14 protein-coding genes are annotated in these 19,050 nt (G+C 74.3%); 4 read left to right on the forward strand and 10 right to left on the reverse strand.

Going from position 1 to position 19,050, the window contains the following annotated elements:
- Positions 1 to 704, forward strand: a 704-nt coding sequence (locus ACWFR1_RS34680; RefSeq protein ID WP_453558446.1) for an SbcC/MukB-like Walker B domain-containing protein, incomplete at its 5' end; no start/stop codon positions are given.
- Here ACWFR1_RS34680 and ACWFR1_RS34685 read toward each other — a convergent pair.
- From ACWFR1_RS34685 to ACWFR1_RS34695, 3 genes are all read right to left on the reverse strand, one after another.
- Positions 694 to 1,143: an Lrp/AsnC family transcriptional regulator gene (locus ACWFR1_RS34685; RefSeq protein WP_453558449.1), complete on the reverse strand. Its 450-nt coding sequence runs from the start codon at positions 1,141 to 1,143 to the stop codon at positions 694 to 696. The genes ACWFR1_RS34680 and ACWFR1_RS34685 overlap by 11 nt on opposite strands.
- Before the next feature lie 128 nt (positions 1,144 to 1,271).
- Positions 1,272 to 2,975 carry a DUF885 domain-containing protein gene (locus ACWFR1_RS34690; RefSeq protein ID WP_453558452.1) on the reverse strand — a complete coding sequence of 568 codons (1,704 nt, stop codon included), beginning with the start codon at positions 2,973 to 2,975 and terminating at the stop codon, positions 1,272 to 1,274.
- Between the two features lie 49 nt (positions 2,976 to 3,024).
- Positions 3,025 to 3,522 carry an Lrp/AsnC family transcriptional regulator gene (locus tag ACWFR1_RS34695; protein ID WP_453558456.1) on the reverse strand — a complete coding sequence of 166 codons (498 nt, stop codon included), beginning with the start codon at positions 3,520 to 3,522 and terminating at the stop codon, positions 3,025 to 3,027.
- Positions 3,523 to 3,581: 59 nt separating this feature from the next.
- Here ACWFR1_RS34695 and ACWFR1_RS34700 point away from each other — a divergent pair, with 59 nt between their 5' ends.
- Entirely contained in the window at positions 3,582 to 4,811 is a 1,230-nt protein-coding gene (locus ACWFR1_RS34700; protein ID WP_453558459.1) for a trans-sulfuration enzyme family protein, read from the forward strand.
- On the opposite strand, the gene ACWFR1_RS34705 is transcribed toward ACWFR1_RS34700, so the two are convergent.
- The 6 genes from ACWFR1_RS34705 to ACWFR1_RS34730 all read right to left on the reverse strand — a co-directional run bounded on the left by ACWFR1_RS34705 (position 4,720) and on the right by ACWFR1_RS34730 (position 15,759).
- Positions 4,720 to 6,195, reverse strand: a complete 1,476-nt coding sequence (locus ACWFR1_RS34705) for a GNAT family N-acetyltransferase (RefSeq protein WP_453558462.1) — start codon at positions 6,193 to 6,195, stop codon at positions 4,720 to 4,722. The two genes, ACWFR1_RS34700 and ACWFR1_RS34705, sit on opposite strands and share 92 nt — an antisense overlap.
- A gap of 267 nt (positions 6,196 to 6,462) precedes the next feature.
- Complete coding sequence (locus ACWFR1_RS34710; protein WP_453558465.1) at positions 6,463 to 9,195, reverse strand: DUF7824 domain-containing protein; 2,733 nt, start codon at positions 9,193 to 9,195, stop codon at positions 6,463 to 6,465.
- Complete coding sequence (locus tag ACWFR1_RS34715; RefSeq protein ID WP_453558468.1) at positions 9,192 to 10,631, reverse strand: SWIM zinc finger family protein; 1,440 nt, start codon at positions 10,629 to 10,631, stop codon at positions 9,192 to 9,194. Before ACWFR1_RS34715 ends, ACWFR1_RS34710 begins: the two co-directional genes overlap by 4 nt.
- Before the next feature lie 60 nt (positions 10,632 to 10,691).
- Positions 10,692 to 12,278, reverse strand: a complete 1,587-nt coding sequence (locus ACWFR1_RS34720) for an alkaline phosphatase D family protein (protein WP_453558471.1) — start codon at positions 12,276 to 12,278, stop codon at positions 10,692 to 10,694.
- Between the two features lie 97 nt (positions 12,279 to 12,375).
- Positions 12,376 to 13,764: a MocR-like pyridoxine biosynthesis transcription factor PdxR gene (gene pdxR / locus ACWFR1_RS34725; RefSeq protein ID WP_453558542.1), complete on the reverse strand. Its 1,389-nt coding sequence runs from the start codon at positions 13,762 to 13,764 to the stop codon at positions 12,376 to 12,378.
- Between the two features lie 1,164 nt (positions 13,765 to 14,928).
- Entirely contained in the window at positions 14,929 to 15,759 is an 831-nt protein-coding gene (locus ACWFR1_RS34730) for an alpha/beta fold hydrolase (RefSeq protein WP_453558474.1), read from the reverse strand.
- 118 nt (positions 15,760 to 15,877) lie between these two features.
- Here ACWFR1_RS34730 and ACWFR1_RS34735 point away from each other — a divergent pair, with 118 nt between their 5' ends.
- Complete coding sequence (locus ACWFR1_RS34735) at positions 15,878 to 16,783, forward strand: RNA polymerase sigma-70 factor (RefSeq protein WP_453558477.1); 906 nt, start codon at positions 15,878 to 15,880, stop codon at positions 16,781 to 16,783.
- 250 nt (positions 16,784 to 17,033) lie between these two features.
- Complete coding sequence (locus ACWFR1_RS34740; protein WP_453558480.1) at positions 17,034 to 17,774, forward strand: GntR family transcriptional regulator; 741 nt, start codon at positions 17,034 to 17,036, stop codon at positions 17,772 to 17,774.
- A gap of 52 nt (positions 17,775 to 17,826) precedes the next feature.
- Here the strand turns inward: ACWFR1_RS34740 and ACWFR1_RS34745 are convergent, their stop codons facing one another.
- On the reverse strand, positions 17,827 to 18,984 hold the full coding sequence (locus ACWFR1_RS34745; RefSeq protein WP_453558483.1) for an ROK family transcriptional regulator: 1,158 nt from the start codon (positions 18,982 to 18,984) through the stop codon (positions 17,827 to 17,829).
- Positions 18,985 to 19,050: the final 66 nt, after the last annotated feature.

A 19,050-nucleotide genomic window follows, 5' to 3' on the forward strand; every position in this document is an offset into this window, starting at 1 on the left:
CCCACGCGGCGGCCGACCGCGCTCTCCGGCAGGCCGCGTCCGACCTCGCGGCGGCCCGCGAGCGGGCGACCGGACTGGCCGGCCTCTCCCGGCAGGCCGGCGCGGAGGTCCGCGGCCTCGGTCCGATCCGCGAGGAGTACGACCGGGTGGCCCGGCTCGCCTCCCTCACCGCCGGCACGTCCGCCGAGAACGAGCGCCGTATGCGCCTGGAGTCGTACGTCCTGGCCGCCCGCCTCGAACAGGTCGCCGCCGCGGCGACCGCCCGCCTCCAGCGCATGTCCTCCGGCCGCTACACCCTCGTCCACTCCGACGCGCGCTCCGGCGGCAAGCGGGCCGGCCTCGGGCTGCACGTGGTGGACGCCTGGACGGGCAACGAACGCGACACCGCCACCCTCTCCGGCGGCGAGACCTTCTTCGCCTCCCTCGCGCTCGCCCTCGGCCTCGCGGACGTCGTCACGGACGAGGCGGGCGGCGTCCGGCTCGACACCCTCTTCATCGACGAGGGCTTCGGCAGCCTCGACGAGCAGACGCTCGACGAGGTCCTCGACGTCCTCGACTCGCTGCGCGAGCGCGACCGCAGCGTCGGCATCGTCAGCCACGTCGGCGACCTGCGCCGCCGCATCCCGGCTCAGCTGGAGGTCGTCAAGGCGCGGCACGGCTCCGCCGTGCGGCTGCGCACCGGCGGGGACGCGCTCAGCGGCTGATGGAGCGCCGGGGCAGCGGCGAGGAGTAGACGACGCTCGTCGTCACCGAGCCGAGCGTGGAGATCTTCCCGGTGATCTCCTCCAGGTGCTTCATGGAACGGGCCGCGACCTTGAGGACGAAGCAGTCGTCGCCCGTCACGTGGTGGGCCTCCAGGACCTCGGGCGTGGTGCCGAGGAGGTCGTGGAACGGCTTGTAGTTGCCGTGCGGGTAGCGCAGCCGTACGAAGGAGAGGATGGGCAGACCGAGCCGGTCGTGGTCGACGATCGCGGTGTATCCGGCGATCACCCCGGCGTCCTCCAGCCGCCGCACCCGCTCGGTCACGGCGGACGGCGACATCGACACGGCGCGGGCCAGCTCGGCGAAGCTGGCCCGGCCCTCGGCCTGGAGCGCTTCGAGAATGCGCCAATCGGTGGCGTCGGGAGTGTAGTCGGTGGTCATACAGCAGAGATAGCAGGGAAATCCCCGGCCGATCAAGGTATCGGCCGGGGATTCTCATCCGGTGGCACGGGCACGGGCACGGGCCCGGCCCGGTCCAGGTCTCGTGGCCAGCCGGAACCGGCCTCGGCTCAGAGGCGCGACAGCTCGTCGACCAGGTCGTCGAGGCCCAGCGGGCCCTGCGAGAGGGCCGCCATGTGCCAGGCCTTCGCGTCGAACGCCTCGCCGTGCGCCGCCTGCGCGTTGGCGCGCCCGAGCAGCCAGGCGCGCTCGCCCAGCTTGTAGCCGATCGCCTGCCCCGGCATCGAGAGGTAGCGGGTCATCTCGCTCTCCACGAAGGCCGGCGGGCGGCTGCTGTGCAGCTGGAAGAACTCCTGGGCGAGCTCCGGGGTCCACCGCTCGCCCGGCCGGAACGGCGAGTCCACCGGGATCTCCAGACCCAGGTGCATGCCGATGTCCACGATCACCCGGCAGGCGCGCATCATCTGGCCGTCGAGGTAGCCGAGCCGCCGCTCCGCGTCCGGCAGGAAGCCGAGCTCGTCCATCAGCCGCTCCGCGTACAGCGCCCAGCCCTCCATGTTGGCGCTCACCTTGCCGATGGTCGCCTGGTACCGGGAGAGGCGGTCGGCGACGTGCACCCACTGCGCGATCTGGAGGTGATGGCCCGGCACGCCCTCGTGGTACCAGGTCGACACCATGTCGTAGACGGGGAAGCGGGTCGTGCCGTCCACCGGCAGCCAGGTGCGGCCGGGGCGCGAGAAGTCCTCGGACGGGCCGGTGTAGTACGGCGCGGCCGCGCCGCCGGGCGGGGCGATCCGGGACTCCACCCGCCGTACGCGCTCGGCGAGTTCGAAGTGGGTGCCGTCGAGCGCCTCGATGGCCTCGTCCATCAGCGCCTGGAGCCAGACCCGTACCTCATCCACGCCCTCGACGTGCGTGCCATGCTCGTCGAGGTGGGCGAGCGCCTCCCAGGGGCCCGCGCCGGGCAGGATGCGCTCCGCCTCGGTCCGCATCTCGCCGAGCAGGCGGTGGTACTCGGACCAGCCGTACGCGTACGCCTGGTCGAGGTCCAGGTCGGTGCCGTTGAAGTAGCGGGTCCAGCGCTGGTAGCGCTCCCGGCCCACGGTGTTCGGGGCGTCGGCGACGGTCGGGGCGTACACGTCCCGCATCCAGTCCCGCAGGGCCGCCACCGCCACGGTGGCGCCCCGGGACGCCACCGCGAGCTCGGTCCTGAGCTCCTCGGGCAGCGTGTCGGGACGGGCCGCCGCCAACTCCTCGAACCAGCCCGGCCCTCCGCTCTCCCCACCCGCCCACTCGGTGAGCTGGCCGACGAAGGTCGCGGTGGGGCGCGGCCCGGCGAAGAGCCTGCGCTCCAGGCCGAGCGCGAGCGCGGAGCGGTAGCCCTCCAGCGCGGCGGGGACGGCCCGCAGCCGGGAGGCGACCGCCGTCCAGTCCTCCGGGGTCTCCGTCGGCATCATCGTGAAGGCGATGCGCACGCTGTGGGCGGGCGACCGCATGTTGCTGACCGTGCAGAGACCCTCGTCGGCCTCGTGGACGGCGAGTTCGGCCGTGAGACGCTCCCGCAGCAGCCGGGCGCACCGCTGCTCCGCGTCGCTCTCGGCGCCCGGGACGCGCTCCGCCGCGTCGAGGGCGGCGAGCGTGCGCCGGGCGAGGTCGGCCACGGCCTGCTGCCCGGCGGGCGAGAAGTCGGGCAGACGACCGGCGCTCTCCTTGACTCCCAGGTACGTACCGGTGATCGGGTCGAGGGCGATGAGTGCGTCGACGTGGGCGTCGGCGACCTGGCGGGGCAGCGGGCTGCTGGAAGTCTCTGGCATGGGGGTCATCCTGGCCTCTTCCACGGGCCCCCGTCACCCTCGTTCGATCTCAGTCGGCCGACAAGGAAGGGCTTGCCGAGGGCGGCAGGAGCGGTCCGCACTCCCACTGCTGGAAGATCAGCCGGGTCTCCACCCGGGCCACCTCGCGGCGGGACGTGAACTCGTCGAGCACGAGTCGTTGCAGGTCGGCGGGGTCCGCCACGGCCACGTGGACCAGGTAGTCGTCGGGGCCGGTCAGATGGAAGAGCGCCCGGGACTCGGGAAGGGCGCGGATCCGATCGACGAACGGACCGATCAGTTCCCGCCGGTGCGGGCGGACCTGTACGAGGAGAAGCGCCTCCAGCCCGCGACCGAGTTTGGCCGGATCCAGTCGTAGTTGGTGACCGAGGATCACGCCTGTGCGGCGCAGGCGGGCCACTCGGTCCAGGCAGGTCGAGGGCGCCACGCCGACCTCGGCGGCGAGCTCACGGTAGGTGGTCCGGGCGTCGTTCTGCAGGAGGCGAAGAATGTGCAGATCGACCGCGTCCAGTTCGACAGATTCGGCCATCGGCCGAACGTAGCACGGCATCTTCCCGCTACCTTCCGGTAAACGTTCACAGTGCCGCCATGGACGCCATGGACCGCGACCCCTCGGCCACCCCGAGAGCGCTCGCCACCGAAGCCGTGCACGCCGGCCGCGAGGACCTCGCCACGCTCGGACTGCACGCCCCGCCGCTCGACCTGTCGACCACCTACCCCTCGTACGACGCCCGGGCCGAGGCCGCCCGCATCGACGAGTTCGCCACCACGGGCGCCCGGCTCGACGGGCCGCCCGTCTACGCCCGGCTCGACAACCCCACCGTGGCCCGCTTCGAGGAGGCCCTCGCCCGCCTGGAGGGCGCCGAGGCCGCCGTGGCCTTCGCCAGCGGCATGGCGGCGTTCACCGCCGTCCTCCTCGCCCGGGCGAGCCAGGGGCTGCGCCACGTGGTCGCGGTCCGTCCGCTGTACGGCTGCAGCGACCACCTCCTGGAGGCAGGGCTGCTCGGCACCGAGGTGACCTGGACCGACCCGGCGGGCGTCGCCGACGCGATCCGCCCCGACACCGGCCTGGTCATGGTCGAGTCACCGGCGAACCCGACCCTCGCCGAGGCCGACATCCGCGCCCTCGCCCACTCCTGCGGTTCCGTGCCGCTCCTGGTCGACAACACCTTCGCCACGCCCGTCCTCCAGCGGCCCGTCGAGCAGGGCGCGCGGATCGTGCTGCACAGCGCGACCAAGTACCTGGGCGGACACGGCGACGTCATGGGCGGGATCGTCGCCTGCGACGAGGAGTTCGCCCGGACCCTCCGCCAGGTCCGCTTCGCCACCGGCGGGGTGCTCCACCCGCTCGCCGGCTATCTGCTGCTCCGGGGCCTCTCCACCCTGCCGGTACGGGTGAAGGCGGCGTCCTCCTCGGCGGCGGAGCTCGTCCGGCGCCTCGCCACCGACCCCCGGATCGCGAGCGTCCACTACCCGCGGATCGGCGGCGCGATGATCGCCTTCGAGGTCTACGGTGACCCGCACGACGTGATCGCCGGAGTGCGGCTGATCACCCCGGCGGTCAGCCTCGGCAGCGTCGACACCCTCATCCAGCACCCGGCCTCCATCAGCCACCGGATCGTGGCCGAGGGAGACCGGCGTTCGGCGGGCGTCAGCGACCGGCTGCTGCGCATGTCGGTCGGCCTGGAGGACGTCGAGGACCTCTGGCGCGATCTGACGCAGGCGCTCAGTGCTCCGCCCGCCGGACCTCCTCGTGAGGCAGCGACCGCGACGGCGAGCGAGGGCTCTGGCGCGGTGCTGCGGCCAGTCGGGCGGTGATGACGAGGGTGCCCTCCTCGATCTGGTAGTCGAGCGGGAGCTGGAGCGCCCGCATGGCGGCCACCATCCCGGTGTTGGACGCCTGCGTCACGGCGTACACGCTCGCGCAGCCGGCCTCCTCGGCCATCGCCACCAGGCGGCCGAGGAGCTCGGAGCCGATGCCGCGCCGCTGCCAGTCGTCCTCGACCATCAGGGCGACCTCGGTCTCGTCGCCGTCCCACAGGAGGTGGCCGAGGGCGACGAGCCGGCCGGAGGTCGTCTGCACGGCCAGCGTGCGCCCGAAGCGGGGGCTGAGCAGGTGGTCGAGGTAGCGGTCGGCGTCGCCGACCGGACCGTGGTACCGCAGGCCGAGGGTGCGGGCCGAGCAGCGGTCGTGCATCGCGCGCGCGGCGCGCAGGTCGCGCTGGTCCGCACGGCGCACGGTGATCTCGTTGCCCTCCGGCAGCGTCAGCACGTCCTGGCTGCGCGGGAGTCGCGGGCCGAGGCGGGCGTCGAGCTCGACGAGCGCGCGGGCGCGGGCGAACTCGGTCGGGGTGAAGGGCAGATACGGCCGCTCGACGATGAGCGTGCCGCCGTGCGGGTCGCGCAGCCGCATCACCGTCTCCTCCAGGACCCCTTCGACCGGGGCCTGTTCGCCGGTGGGGCGGCCGGTCAGGGACAGCGCGGGCACGGAGTGGATGGTGCAGCGGCCGAGGAGCTGGCGCAGCGCGAGCGGCAGTTCGGCCGCGTCGAGGGCCGTACGGGTGGCGAGGCCGAGGACTCGCGTGGGCGTGTCCACCAGGTCGTGGGCGTCGGCCCGCTCGGTCCAGGTGTCCCGGCCGCCGGCCGCCGCGGTCTCGCGGGCGAGGGCCTGGGCGGAGAGGTCGGCGGGGGCGCGCAGCAGGAACTCGTCGACGGTGCCCTGGGCGAGCGGGTGGGTCTGGAGGGTGAGGATGTCCACGCGCAGCCGGGCGAGGACGGTGCACAGGGCGGCGAGGCTGCCCGGGGCGTCCTCGACGGTGGTCCGCATGCGCCAGAGCACGGTCTCGGCGGCCGGCCGGGACGCGGATGCCTCCTGGCCGCTCGGGTCGGACTGCCCGCTCGGGTCGGCCCGGTGGGCTCGGTCGGCCGCCGCGGCGGTGCGGGCGGTCGGCCCGCTGGTATCAGCGGCGGGCGGCGCATGGCTGTGGCTGTGCCGCCGCGCCCACCATGTGTGGAAGGCGGCGGTGGCGGCCAGCGCGATCGCCGAGAACACCAGGAGGTAGTGGCCGTCGGGCCCCTTGGCGATGGTCTTGGCGATCGTGTCGGCCACCACCACGGCGGTGAACAGGGCAGCGAGCTCGATCAGGTCGTGCCGCCAGTGGTGGGGACGGCGGGTGCTCTTCGAAGACGTCACATCGGTCATGGCTTCACTGTGACCCACCGGTGTTGCGTGATCACGAACGTTTTGTGACTGACGGGTTAAGCGCCGATCTGGTGCCTTAGGGGCCGATTCGGACCGTTTGAGTCACAGTCTGATCGGCCCCCTGAGCAGGCTCTTGTCAGGCCTTCCCCATCAGGCCTCCCGCGTCAGGCCCCCATCGGGCCTCTCGTCAGGCCTTCCCCATCAGGCCTCCCGCGTCAGGCCCCCATCGGGCCTCTCGTCAGGCCTCTCCCTTCAGCCTTCCTGTTGTCAGGCCGGCTGGCCGAGCGCGGCGCGCAGCCGCCTCGCCTGCACGACCACCTGCGAGGAGCCCTTGCCCGAGGCCACGCCGGCAAGGCCGGGCACCTCGCCCCGGGCCCCGCACCGCTCCACGCAGTCGGCCGCCACCGCGAGCACGTCCCCGGACCCGCGCACCGGCTTCCCGTCGGCGAGCAGCGCGGGGAGCGCCGCCCCGAGGACCGCCCAGACCGTCGCGTAGGCCCCCGTGACCGCCGCCGTCCGGGCCGCGTCCGCCAGCCGGTTCGGCTTGACCGCACCCTCGGCGACCAGCCACGCGAGCTCCTCGCCCACCTGACGCGTGTCCAGGTCCCCCCGGGACGCCAGCACGAGCAGCGCGTCCACCGCCCGCAGCCGGTCGTCGGCGTCCCCGCTGCCCAGACCGAACGCGAGAGCGAGGGCGACCGCCCGGCCCACCCGGCCCTCGGCCTCCGCCATCCCGGTCAGCGGTTCGGCCGTCTCCCGCGCGCTGTCGGTGCCGCGTGCGAGCGACGGTACGAAGCAGGCCGCGAGCACCTCACGGTCGGCCGGCAGGATCGACGCCCAGTGCTCCCCGCCCTGGACCCAGTGGTAGCAGCGGCGGGGCGTCGACTCCAGGGTGCCGCCCAGCCACCGGAAGGCGGGCGGGAACTCCTCCCGCACCGCGGCCCGGTCGGCGAGCTCGACCGCCACCCGCTGCTGGACGTACCACCGCTCAAGGGTCCGGTCCTCCTCCCGCTCGAGGATCCGTACGGTCGCCGCCAGCGGCTCGTCCGTCCGCAGCCACGCGGCGAGCCGCCGCCCGGCCACGGTCCCGAGGGCTGACGCCTCCTCTTCCGCCCGCGCGGCACCGGGGTCGGTCCGCAGGACCCGCAGCAGCGCCTGGGCCAGATCGGCCGGGGCGGGCTCGACGCCCGCGTCCCGATAGGCGCGCAGCCGCTCCACGAGCGTCGCCGGATCGATGCCGCCGGTGCTCACGGTCGGCGCGGCCAGCAGGAAGGGCAGCGCTCCCGTGCCGACCAGGGCCGCGGCCTCGTACAATCGCGTCTCCGTGATCCCCGTCAGTACCTCGTGCCAGCAGGCGGTGGTCTCCGGTTCCCGTGCCCGTCGGTCCTCGATCCACGACGGGTCCAGCAGCCCGAGCAGCCCCGCGAGCACCGAGTGGACCCCGTGGGCGTCGTACGTGAAGTGGTAGGGCTCCTGCCAGCTCTTGGTGCTGAACGCGTCCCGCACCGCCCGCGTGACCTCGGCCCGGTCCCGGTGCGCGTGCCGCACCAGTCCGTCGAGCGCCCGCTCGAACCGCACCGGGTCGTCGGACACCCCCTTCGCCCGCAGGCCCTCGACCAGTTCCTCGACCGTCGCCGCCGGAGGCCCGACCGGCCGGAGCTCTGGTACGGGCGGCAGGATCTCCTCGTACGGATTCCCCGTCTCGCTCTCCAGGGCCTCCCCGAAAAGTTCCACGGCGGCCTGTCGGTGGGCCGGGCTCAGCAGCCCGGCCCGATCGGCCAGTTCCCGTCGTACGGAGGCGTCCACGGCGGACAGATGACGGCCCACCAGCTTCAGCGCGCGCCCCTGGAGGTCGGTGTCCTCGTTCCCGAAGACCTCCGCCACCGCGGGCAGCAGCTCGTCCGCCGCGCCCGGGTCCCGCACCAGCGCCTTGCCGACCAGTGTCAACTGGGCGCGCACCAGCTTCTTCTCGGTCCGGAAGAGCACCGAGCTCGTCATCTCGGCCAGAGCGGCCGTCGACAGCGCCCCGTCCGCCGCCAGCTCCGCCAGCACCTCCTGCGCGTACCCCGCGATCGTCGACGGCGTGTCCGCCGTCATCCCGACCAGGTCGGGGATCCGCTCCCGGAACTCCGCGGCCGTCGGCTCGATCAGCCGCAGCACGTCCAGCGGGAACCGCAGGTCGCGCGGGCGCCCCCCGCGCAACAGCCGGGACAGCGCGGTGTCCAGGACCGCGGTCCGGTCCACCAGACCCTCCCCGACGAGCGCCGCGACCGCCGTGGGCCAGTGCGCGTGGGGGGCCTCGGTGAGCGTCCACGTCAACTGGTCGGGGCTCTCCGACATCGAGAGGGCGTGGATCACCAGGGGCGGCGTCTGCGGATCCTCCCGCAGCCGCTCCAGGAGCTCGGGGCCCTCGAACGACAGCCTCCAGCGGCTGCCGTCGCGGAACTGCCGCACCCAGCCGAGGACATAGCCGTCGGTCACCGGCACCGCGCAGCCGGACCGCTCCACGAGTCCCCGGATCAGCGGGTGGTTGTCCTCCGCCACCGCCGGCCGTGCGGCGAGCCGGGCCGCGACGTCGGCCTGCCACTCCGGAGAACGGTCGGCGAGCACGCGGAGCGCCAGGTCACAGCCCTCGGAACGCCAGGGCATCAGGTCGCGTCCGCCGAGCCAGGTCGCCGCCGCAGAAGCCCCCACGTGACAGCCGGCCCCCGCGACGTAGAGCGCGCGCTGGACTTCGCCGGCCTCGCGCGGGCGCTTCTGCTCCCAGCCCCGCACTTCGGTACGCAGCGCCTTCAGCCGGCCGAGCGCCGTCCGCCGCTCGGCCGCGCCCATCCCCTCCAGAAGCGCGGGCACCTCCTCGACGCGGCCACCACGCACCGCGTCGACCAGCCGCTCGACCCCCGAGCCCAGCCCGTCCCCTTCGGCGTCCGTGCTCGCCACGGCCTGCCCGCCCTCTTCGGTCTGCGTCGTCCCCACGGCCTTCTCCGTCTCTCGCGTCACTGCACGGCCCCCATCCTCTGCTCCTCGGCCCCGGGCCCCGCGTCCGGGACGGCTCCCGGCTCGCCCCCCGGCACCGGCTCGGTGGCCGAAGCACCCCGCCGGACCATCCGTACCGCGAGCGCGTGCTTGCACGGACCCCGCCGCCCCTGGTGGTCCGCCCACCACTGGCACGTACAGTTCAGCGCCCCGCCGGACTCCCGCACCCGGTAGCGGCGCTCGCCCGAGACCACCGTCGCCAACTCCCCTTCCAGCCGCACCGCGTCCTCCGCGACCAGCCGGCGAGCGCTCACCAGGCGGGGGTTGTGCCGCTCGGCCCGGTCCGCGTCGTACGGCAGCTCCCGGTGGAAGTAGGCCGCCTCCGCCACGTCGTACCCCACCCGGCCCGCAGTGCCCAGCCGGGTCAGCGCCGCGCGGACCCGGTCGACCGTGAGCCCGGCCTGCGCCGCGAGGTCCGCCGGATCGATCCGCGGCTCCCAGGCCAGCAGCACGGCGACCAGCTCCGCGTCCCGCGCCGCGTCCTCCGTCGCCAGCGCCTCCAGCACCCCGCCCTCGCCGGAGAAGCCCCGCGCCGGGTCGGGCGAGAGCGTCAGCGTGAGCCGCATGCCCGGCTGGGTCACCTCCCAGGCGCTCGCCGTGGCCGCGCCGTCCGGCACCGGCCCGTACACCCGCAGCCCCGTCGCGTGCCGCAGCACCCGCTCCAGGGCGACCAGTCGGTCGGGACCCGGCAGACACACCGCACCAGGACCCGGCCGTGTCGTCGGACGCAGCGCCCGGCCCGCCGGGACGACCCAGAGCGGGCCGCGCCCCCGCGCCTGCCCGCGCGGCAGGGACCTCAGGAAGCGGACGGCCTCCGCCCCCGTCAGCTCGGCCCGCAGGTCGAACCGGGCCGAGGCGACCTGCGCTTCGGCGAAACCCCGCAGCCACCGGTCCGGCAGGGGGACCTTCTTCTCCACGACCGCCCCCGCAAGGGTCGTCACCGCCATCTCGTCGGGGCCGACCCGCAGATGCAGCGGCTCGTCCCCGGTCATCCGCGACAGCGCCTCGCGCAGCGGATGGTTGACGTCCACATTGGTCGTGCCGTGACCCGTCTCCGCGCCGCCGAGACCCTCGTCGAGCACGTCCAGACGCGCGTACACCCCGCCGCAGCCCGAGAAGGACTCGAACCGCAGCCGGTCCCCGTTCCCCGTCACCACCGGGTCCAGCGAACCGGCCCGCATCCGCTGGTGGTAGCGGGCCGCCGCCACGTCGGCGACCGCGAGCAGCCCGCGGGCGGCGACCTGCGGAGCGGCCAGGAAGCCGGAGAAGAAACGGGGACGGGCCTCGGCGCCCCGGGGCGTGAGACCCCCCGAGGTCTCCAGACCGAGCAGCCGCCCGGAGCCCGAGGACTCCAGCGCGGACGAGCGTGCGTAGGCGAGCGCATGTACGGATCGCGTCATGGGGAAAACGGTAGGGCGCCCCACTGACAATCAGCGCGGCGCCCTCTCCGTACCGCCTCCCTACTGTCCGACGAGCCCCGGCCGCAGCACCTTGCTGAACAGCACCGAGCCGCCCTCGGCCCGCAGCCGTACCGTCAGCTCGCCGCTGTCCCCGTCGATGTCGACCTCGCCGAAGTACTGCGGGCTCTCCATCGGCGACAGGTTCGCCCGCTCCGGCGCCCGGACGAACACCCGCTCGGGACCGAACGTCGCGTCCAGCGCGTTCGCCGGGAACCCACCCGCCGCCAGCGGACCCGACACGAACTCCCAGAAGGGCGCGAAGTCCTGGAAGGCCGCCCGCTCCGGCGCGTAGTGCTGCGCCGACGTGTAGTGGACGTCCGCCGTCAGCCACACCGTGCCGGTGATCCGGCGGTGCTTCACGAACCGCAGCAGCTCCGCGATCTGGAGCTCGCGGCCCAGCGGCGCGCCCGGGTCGCCCTGCGCGACCGCCTCGAAGTTCGCGGAGCCGTCCGGCACGACCAGACCCAGCGGCATGTCCGCGGCGAGCACCTTCCACACCGCCGTGGACGCGGCCAGCTCCCGCTTCAGCCAGGCCAGCTGCTCCCCGCCCAGGATGCCCGTGGTGTCGTCGGCCTGCCGGCCGGGGGAGTTGGCGTTCCGGTACGAGCGCATGTCGAGCACGAACACGTCGAGCAGCGGCCCGTACCGCACCACCCGGTGCATGCGAGCGGCCTTCCCGCGCGCGTGCAGCGTGGACACCGGCGTGTACTCGCCGAAGGCGCGCAGCGCGCGGGCCGCGAGGACGTCCACGTCCTTCTCCGTGTAGCGCGCGTCGTCCAGGATCTGGCCCGGGTACCAGTTGTTGCGCACCTCGTGGTCGTCCCACTGCACCACCGACGGCACCTGCGCGTTGAACGCCCGGACGTTGTGGTCGAGGAGGTTGTACCGGAAGTTGCCCCGGTACTCGGCGAGCGTCTCCGCGACCTTCGACTTCTCCGGCGTCGTGACGTTCCGCCAGATCCGCCCGTCGGGCAGCGTCACGCTCGGCAGGACGACCCCGTCGGCGTAGATCGAGTCGCCGCTGCACAGGAAGAAGTCCGGGTCGAGACGGCGCATCTCCTCGTACGCGCGGAAGCCGCCGATGTCAGGGTTGATGCCCCAGCCCTGCCCCGCGACGTCCCCCGACCAGAGGAAGCGGACCCCGTCGCGGCGCCGCTCCGGGGCCGTACGGAACGTGCCGACGACCGGCTCGCCCGTCCGGCGCGGATCGTCCGGGTCCGCCAGGGTCACCCGGTAGTGGATCTGCTCGCCCGCCGGCAGCCCGCGCAGCGCCGCCGTCCCGGTGAAGTCCGTGCCCGCACCGACCAGCGGCCCGTGGTGCCGGCGCACCCGCCGGAACGACTCGCTCGCCGAGGTCTCGACGACCATGCGCGCCGGCCGGTCGGACCGCACCCACACCAGACCGGAGGAGGCCGTGACGTCGCCCGTCTGCACACCCCAGGCGGCCCGCGGGCGCCCCGAGAGCGCGAACGCCGGGGCCGCCAGGCCCGCGCCGCCGAGCGCGAGCGCCGCCGAAGCGGCCAGCGACCCGCGCAGCAGACCACGCCGCGCGGGGGAGGGAGAGGAACCAGGCACGGGGTGGGACATGGAGGACCTCCAGAAGGTGTCCGGGGCGCGGGAGTCGCGCCGCCCCACCCTGCCTAACGGCCGGGGGCGGCGCCCACACCAACCCCGCGTGAACAGATCACTCCCGGCCGGGACGGCCCACCGCCTCCGCCACGAGCCGGATGCCCCGCGCGATGACCGACGGCGACAGATGCGCGTACCCGACGACCAGCCGTACGTCCCCGTCGGACGGCCGCGCCGTGCCGTAGTCCTCCAGGGGCCGCAGCGCCACCCCCGCCTCCGCCGCCCGCGCCAGGAACCGCGCCGGAGGCCCGAACCGCCCCGGCACGCGCGCGATGACGTGCAGCCCGGCCGCGATCCCGCTCACCCGGGTGCCCGGCAGTTGCTCGTCGAGCGCCGTGAGCAGCGCGTCCCGCCGCTCCCGGTAGGCGCGCTGACAGCGCCGCAACTGCCGGTCGTACCCGCCGCGCGTCACGAACTCCGCGAGCACCGCCTGATCGAGTACGGGATTGCCGAGGTCCATCGTCCGCTTGCGCTCCACGACCTCGCCGAGCAGCGCCTCGGGGACGAGCATCCAGCCGAGCCGCAGCCCGGGCGCCAGCGACTTGCTGACCGAGCCCGCGTAGAGGACGCGCTCCGGGTCGAGCCCCTGGAGCGCGCCGACCGGCGCCCGGTCGTACCGGAAGTCGCCGTCGTAGTCGTCCTCCATGACGTACCCGTCCACCGTCCGCGCCCAGTCGAGCAGTACGGACCGCCGCTCCGCCGACCAGCTGATCCCGGAGGGGAACTGGTGCGAGGGCGTCACGACCACCGCGCGCACGCCGGAGCCGGCGAGCGGACCCGGCAGCAGCCCCTCCTCGTCCAGCGGCAGCCACAGCGTGTCCATCCCGGTCGAGGCGAACAGCCGCGCGTGCTCCGGGCTGCCCGGATCCTCGACGCCGATCGTCCGCAGCCCCCGCGCCCGCAGCACGAAACCGAGCAGCGTCGACGCCTGCGCCACGCCCGAACAGACCACCAGCCGCTCCGGGTCGGCCACGACACCCCGCCGCCGCGCCAGCATCCCCGCCAGCGCCTCGCGCAGCTCGGGCAGCCCGCGCGGGTCCGGGTAGCCGAGGGCAGGGTGCGGCAGCCGCGCGAGGACGGACCGCTGGGCCGCCGCCCAGGCGGTCCTCGGGAACAGCGAGAGGTCCGGGGTGCCCGGACGGAAGTCCACCCGGACCTCGGGCATCCCGGGCGCCGGGTCGTGGGCTCCGCGCACGGCCGAGCGCGCCGCACCGCCCACCCAGGTCCCCGCGCCCCGGTCGCTGCGCAGGTACCCCTCGGCGGTGAGCTGCTCGTACGCCTCGGTGATCAGGCCCCGTGAGACACCGAGGTCGGCCGCGAGCTCACGGCTCGACGGCAGCCGGGTCCCGGGCGTCAACCGCCCCGAGCGCACCGCGGCCCGCAGCGCCTCCTGCAGCGCCCGCCCCCGCCGCCGGGCCGGGGCGCCGACTGCCGGAAGCAGCAGCTCCCAGGCAGGCTGCGCGCCCTGGCCCGCGGCGGAGGTGCCGAGGTCGTGGTCGTGGTCGTGATCGCGGTCATGGTCGCGGTCGGGGGCCTGTCCGTGGCCGTCACTCCGTTGTCGTCTCGTCCGGGGCGATGGCACGTCCGTCTCACGATCCTGTCCCTGGGGGCGATTCCCGCCGAGTATGCCCTCCGCGCCTCGAAGGGATCCCGACGTCGACCGAAGTGGTCCCCGATGACGAGGGGAAAGTGGACCTCAACCGGGGCCGCCCCGGCTCCTAGCGTCGGGACCATGAACGCGAACTCCCTGCGCGGCGTCCTCCTCGTGACCCTCGCCTACGCCCTGGTGGGTGCTTCCTTCACCGCCAACAGCCTCCTCGGCGCCTACCCGTACGCCGGCGGGCAGGCGCTGCGGTACGCGGCCGCCTGCCTGCTCCTGCTCCCGCTGCTCGGCCGCGGCGGGCTCGCCCCGCTCCGGACCCTGACGCTCCGCCACTGGCTGCGGCTCGGCGCGGTCGCGGCCGTCGGCATGATCGGCTTCAACCTCGCGGTGCTCGCCGCGGAGCGAACCGCGGAACCGGCCGTCCCCGGTGTCCTGGTCGGCTGCGCACCGGTCGTCGTCGCCGTCCTGGTCCCGCTGGCCGAGGGCCGCAGGCCCGCCCCCGCCGTCCTGTACGGGGCGCTCCTCGTCGCGGCGGGAGCCTTCACCGTCCAGGGCTGGGGCCGGACGGACATGGCCGGGATCGGCTGGTCGGTCGCGGCGCTCGTGGGCGAGGTGGGATTCACTGTGCTCGCCGTGCCGGTACTGCGGCTGCTCGGGCCGAAACTGCTGACCGCCGCCGTGTGCGGGATCGGCGCGGTCGAGGCGACGCTCGTCGGCCTCGCCGTCGACGGGGCCGGTTTCGTCCGGACGCCGACGGCCGTGGAGGCGGGCGCCCTGGTCTGGCAGGCGGCCCTGGCCACCGTCGTCGGATTCGTCCTCTTCTACATGGGCGTCCAGCGGATCGGCATGGAGCGGGCCACTCTCTACACCGGGGCGATCCCGGTCGCGGCCGCCCTGAGCGCCGCCCTCGTCGCGGGCGCCGCCTTCGGTCTCCCGCAGGCGGCCGGCGGCCTCCTCGTGGGGGCCGGGGCCGCTTTGGGCACCGGCCTGTTCAGCCGTACGAGGTCAGCGGCTGCCGTCCAGGATCACGCGGGAGACGAGAGCCGGGTCGTCGTTCATCGGCACGTGACCGCAGCCGGGCAGCCGCACGAGCCGGGCGCCGGGCAGGGTGTGCTTGGCGCGGACGCCCTGGCGGCGCAGGAGCAGCCGGTCCCCGGTGCCCCACGCGACCGTGACCGGGACGCCGGGCACGTCGTCGCGGAAGCGCACGGCCCCGCCGGCGGCCAGGGTCTGGTGGAAGCCGGAGGCCCCGCGCAGCGCGAGGGTCTCGGCGAGGACCGCCTCGGGTGAACGCCGGCCGGGGCGCGCGTAGATGGTGCTGGTGAGCACGGCCCGCCCGAAGGGCGTACGGGAGAGCCGCTCGATCACCGGCACGGGCAGGCTCAGCGCCGCGCCCCGCATGGCCCGCAGCGTCCCGAAGGCGTACCGCCGCTCGCCCTCCGACCAGAAGCCGGCGGGGGAGAGGGCGGTCACCGAGCGCACCAGCTTCTCCCGGCCGAGCTCCAGCGCGAGCAGCCCGCCCAGGGAGTTCCCCGCGACGTGCGGCCGGGTGACGCCGACGGCCTCGCAGAACGCGCCGAGCACCGCGACGACGGTGGGGAGGTCGTAGGAACAGCCCTCCGGGAGGCCGTCCGAGGCGCCGAAGCCGGGCAGGTCGACGGCGATCACCTCGCGCTCGGTGGCGAGGATGTCGAGCACCGGCTCCCAGGCCTGCCAGTGGTGCCCGATGCCGTGGAGCAGCAGCAGCGGTTCCCCCGCTCCCCTCCGCTCGTACACCAGGGACGTCGTGCGGGGACCCGACGGGGTCTCGGTCGAGAACGCGATCCGTGCGGGCATTCCGGCTCCCTGGAGTTCTTTAGACGACTCGTCAGCAAGAATTACCGCTCAGTAGAGTTCAGTTCAAGACCAGGGCCGAAAACTGGACAGGGCGGCGGCGGTCGGCTGGGATGGGCGTGTGCCGACCGATACACCGAACACGCCGACCGACACCCTGACCGACGTCTTCGAGGAGCACCGCCGGATGCTCCTCGGCGTCGCCTACCGGATGCTCGGGCGCGCCGCCGACGCCGAGGACGTCGTCCAGGAGGCCTGGCTCCGCTGGACCGCCGAGGACCGCGCCGCCGTCCGCGAGCCGCGCGCCTTCCTCGTACGGATCACCACCAGGCTCGCCATCGACCGGCTGCGGCAGGCCCAGGCCCGCCGCGAGTCCTACATCGGCCCCTGGCTGCCCGAGCCCGTCGTCACCGACTTCGGACCGACCGCCCCCGACACCGCCGAGCGCGCCCTGCTCGCCGACTCCGTCTCGCTGGCGGTCCTCGTCGTCCTGGAATCCCTCTCCCCCCTGGAGCGGGCCGTCTTCGTGCTGCGCGAGGCCTTCGGCTTCCCCTTCGGGGAGATCGCCACCGCCCTCGACCGCTCCGAGGCGGCCGTGCGCCAGCTCGCCGGGCGGGCCCGCCGCCACGTCGACGAGGGCAAGCCGCGCTACGACGTCGACCCGACCGAGCGCCGCGACCTGACCGAGCGCTTCCTCACCGCCGCCTCCGGCGGCGACCTCGGCGAACTGCTCGCCCTGCTCGCCCCGGACGCGCGCCTCGTCGGCGACAGCGGAGGCAAGTCCAAGGCCCCGCTGCGGATCATCGACGGCGCCGACAAGATCGGCCGCTTCTTCCGCGGCGTGGCGACCGGCGCGGAGGAGACGTACGCGTACCGCTTCGCCGAGCTCAACGGCGCTCCCGCCGTGATCGCCTACGTGGACGGCAGGCCGGACTCCGTCCTCCAGGTCGAGGTCCTCGACGGACGCGTCCAGTGCGTCTACATCATCCGCAACCCCGACAAGCTCCAGGCCCTCGCCGACCTCTGACTCCGAAGATCGCCGTAGTCCCGCCCCGCCTCCCAGGGAGGCGGGGCCTTTTGCTGCGCAGGGCTCACGGGGGCGCGAACGTCCTGTGAACGATCTAGGTCAGAGGGTCACATTCGGGGCTGTTTGGCGGAGGATTGGTCTTGACCAAGGGGGTGGCTCGCCTTATGGTCGCAGAGTTAGTGCAGGAACCTTTAATAAACAAGGGCGCGGAAAAACGCCGCGGGACACGGCGAATGTGCGGAGGATCAGGGTGGGGACCACGCAGCTGGATTCGGTACCGGAGCCGAAGTACCAGCACCTCAAGACAGTTATCGGCGAAGCGCTCGACTCGGACTTCGCCGTCGGAGAGATCCTGCCCAACGAGCGGGAGCTCGCGGCACGCTTCGGCGTCGCCCGTGCCACGCTCCGCCAGGCCCTGGAGCAGCTGGAGCTGGAAGGCCGCCTGCAGCGTCGCCGCGGCGTCGGCACCACCGTCGCCCCGCCGCGCGTCGGCGTGGACGTCTCCACCGCCCAGCAGGCCTGGCCCGGCGTCGGCGACGAGACCTGGCAGCCCCAGGACTCCGCGAGCGACGTGGCCCCGGCCGTCGTCGCGCGCGTCCTGGAGACCGCCGCGGACGAGCGGGTGCACGTCGTCCGCCGAATCCGCGTCACCCAGGGCCAGTCGGTCGCCGCCGAGCTGCTGTACGTGCCCGCCGCCTCCGTGCCGGGCCTCAGCGCCATCGACGCCCCCTCGGGACCCGCCCGCGCCCGTACGGTGCTGCGCGAGCTCCAGCACCTCGCCCTCGACGGCCAGGACCGCTCCGTGGAGCTCGGTTCGGCCCGCGCCGACGACGCCAAGGAGCTCGACCGGCTGCCGGGCGCGCCCGTCCTCGTCGTGACGACCCGCTACCTCTCCGGGGGACGCACCGCCGCCGTCTCCGTGGCCACCTACCGCGCCGACACCTGCCGCCTCACCTTCGGCGACTCGGTCGACCTGGTGATGGCTTCGTAGGGCCTGCCACCCCGCACGCGACGGCCCGTCGAGGGACCGCCACTCCGGCGGTTCAGCGGCGGGCCGTCACCGTTCCCTCGACGGCGAAGAGCTGCTCCTCGACGTGGTCCAGGGCGAGGCGCAGCGCGCCCGTGCCCACGGCGGCCTCGCCCAGGAGCGAGAGCACCACGCGCGGCGGCCGGAGACAGAAGCGCGCCAACTCCTCGCGGAGCGGCGGCAGCACACCGTCGAGCCCGGCGGCCCAGCCGCCGACGACCACCAGCTCGGGGTCGATCGCGAGAACCAGCGCCGCCACGTCGTGCACGAGCCGCTGGATGAACCGGTCCACCGCCGCCTCAGCCCGCGCGTCGCCCTTGCGGGCCAGCGCGAAGACCTCGGCGACCGCCTGCTCGTCCAGCGGATGCAGCGGCTCGTCGGTGGTCGACAGCAGGTGCTCGGGGGTGACCCCGCGGCCCAGGAGGTGCAGGGCGCCGATCTCCCCGGCCGCCCCGCCGTACCCGCGGTGGAGCCGGCCGCCGATCAGCGAACCGGCGCCCGGGCTCAGCCCCGCCAGGACGAAGACGATGTCGTCGGAGTCGGTCGCGGCACCCTTCCAGTGCTCGGCGACCGCCGCCGCGTTCGCGTCGTTCTCGACGATCACCGGGCACTTGAAGGAGCGGCGCAGCCGCTCGCCGAGCGCGAGGCCCGTCCAGCCCGGCAGCGCCGTACCGAGGCGTACCGTCCCGTCGGCCTCCACGATGCCCGGCGTCCCGACGCCGACGGCCCGCAGATTGGACCGGGCGACCCCGGCCCTGCGCAGCACGTCCGCGACGACGGCGCGCACCTTGTCCAGGCGTTCGTCCTCGGGCGCCGTCTCCGACACCTCGCGGGAGCCGGCGCCGATGATCCGGCCGTCCAGACCGGAGAGCAGGGCGGCCACGCGGTGCGGGCCGATCTCGATGCCGAGGAGATGACCGGCCTCCGCGCGGAAGCGGAACCTCCGCGCCGGACGCCCCTGGCGCCGGGCCTCGCCCTCCTCCGGCGCGGACTCGACGACGAGCCCGCCCTCCATGAGCCCCTCGACGACGCCCTCGACCGTCGGCCGGGACAGACCCGTGATCCGGGTCAGGTCCGTGAGCGTGGGCGCGTCGGCGCCCCGCAGCGCATGGAGTACCACCGCGGAGTTGATCCGCCGCAGCAGAGACGGATCCCCGCCGGTCAGCCGCCCCACAGTGTGTCCTCCCAGCTCGTGCACCTCTTCGGCGGATGGTACTCAATGGGCCGGGCCGCGGCGAGC

Source organism: Streptomyces sp. NPDC055103 (assembly GCF_053607625.1).

What these genes read in the sequence shown, in the direction of transcription:
- ACWFR1_RS34685 (WP_453558449.1), bottom strand. Translation starts at nt 1,143, where the DNA reads ATGACCACCGACTACACTCCCGACGCCACCGATTGGCGCATTCTCGAA.
- ACWFR1_RS34690 (WP_453558452.1), bottom strand. Translation starts at nt 2,975, where the DNA reads ATGCCAGAGACTTCCAGCAGCCCGCTGCCCCGCCAGGTCGCCGACGCC.
- ACWFR1_RS34695 (WP_453558456.1), bottom strand. Translation starts at nt 3,522, where the DNA reads ATGGCCGAATCTGTCGAACTGGACGCGGTCGATCTGCACATTCTTCGC.
- ACWFR1_RS34700 (WP_453558459.1), top strand. Translation starts at nt 3,582, where the DNA reads ATGGACGCCATGGACCGCGACCCCTCGGCCACCCCGAGAGCGCTCGCC.
- ACWFR1_RS34705 (WP_453558462.1), bottom strand. Translation starts at nt 6,195, where the DNA reads ATGACCGATGTGACGTCTTCGAAGAGCACCCGCCGTCCCCACCACTGG.
- ACWFR1_RS34715 (WP_453558468.1), bottom strand. Translation starts at nt 10,631, where the DNA reads ATGACGCGATCCGTACATGCGCTCGCCTACGCACGCTCGTCCGCGCTG.
- ACWFR1_RS34720 (WP_453558471.1), bottom strand. Translation starts at nt 12,278, where the DNA reads ATGTCCCACCCCGTGCCTGGTTCCTCTCCCTCCCCCGCGCGGCGTGGT.
- ACWFR1_RS34730 (WP_453558474.1), bottom strand. Translation starts at nt 15,759, where the DNA reads ATGCCCGCACGGATCGCGTTCTCGACCGAGACCCCGTCGGGTCCCCGC.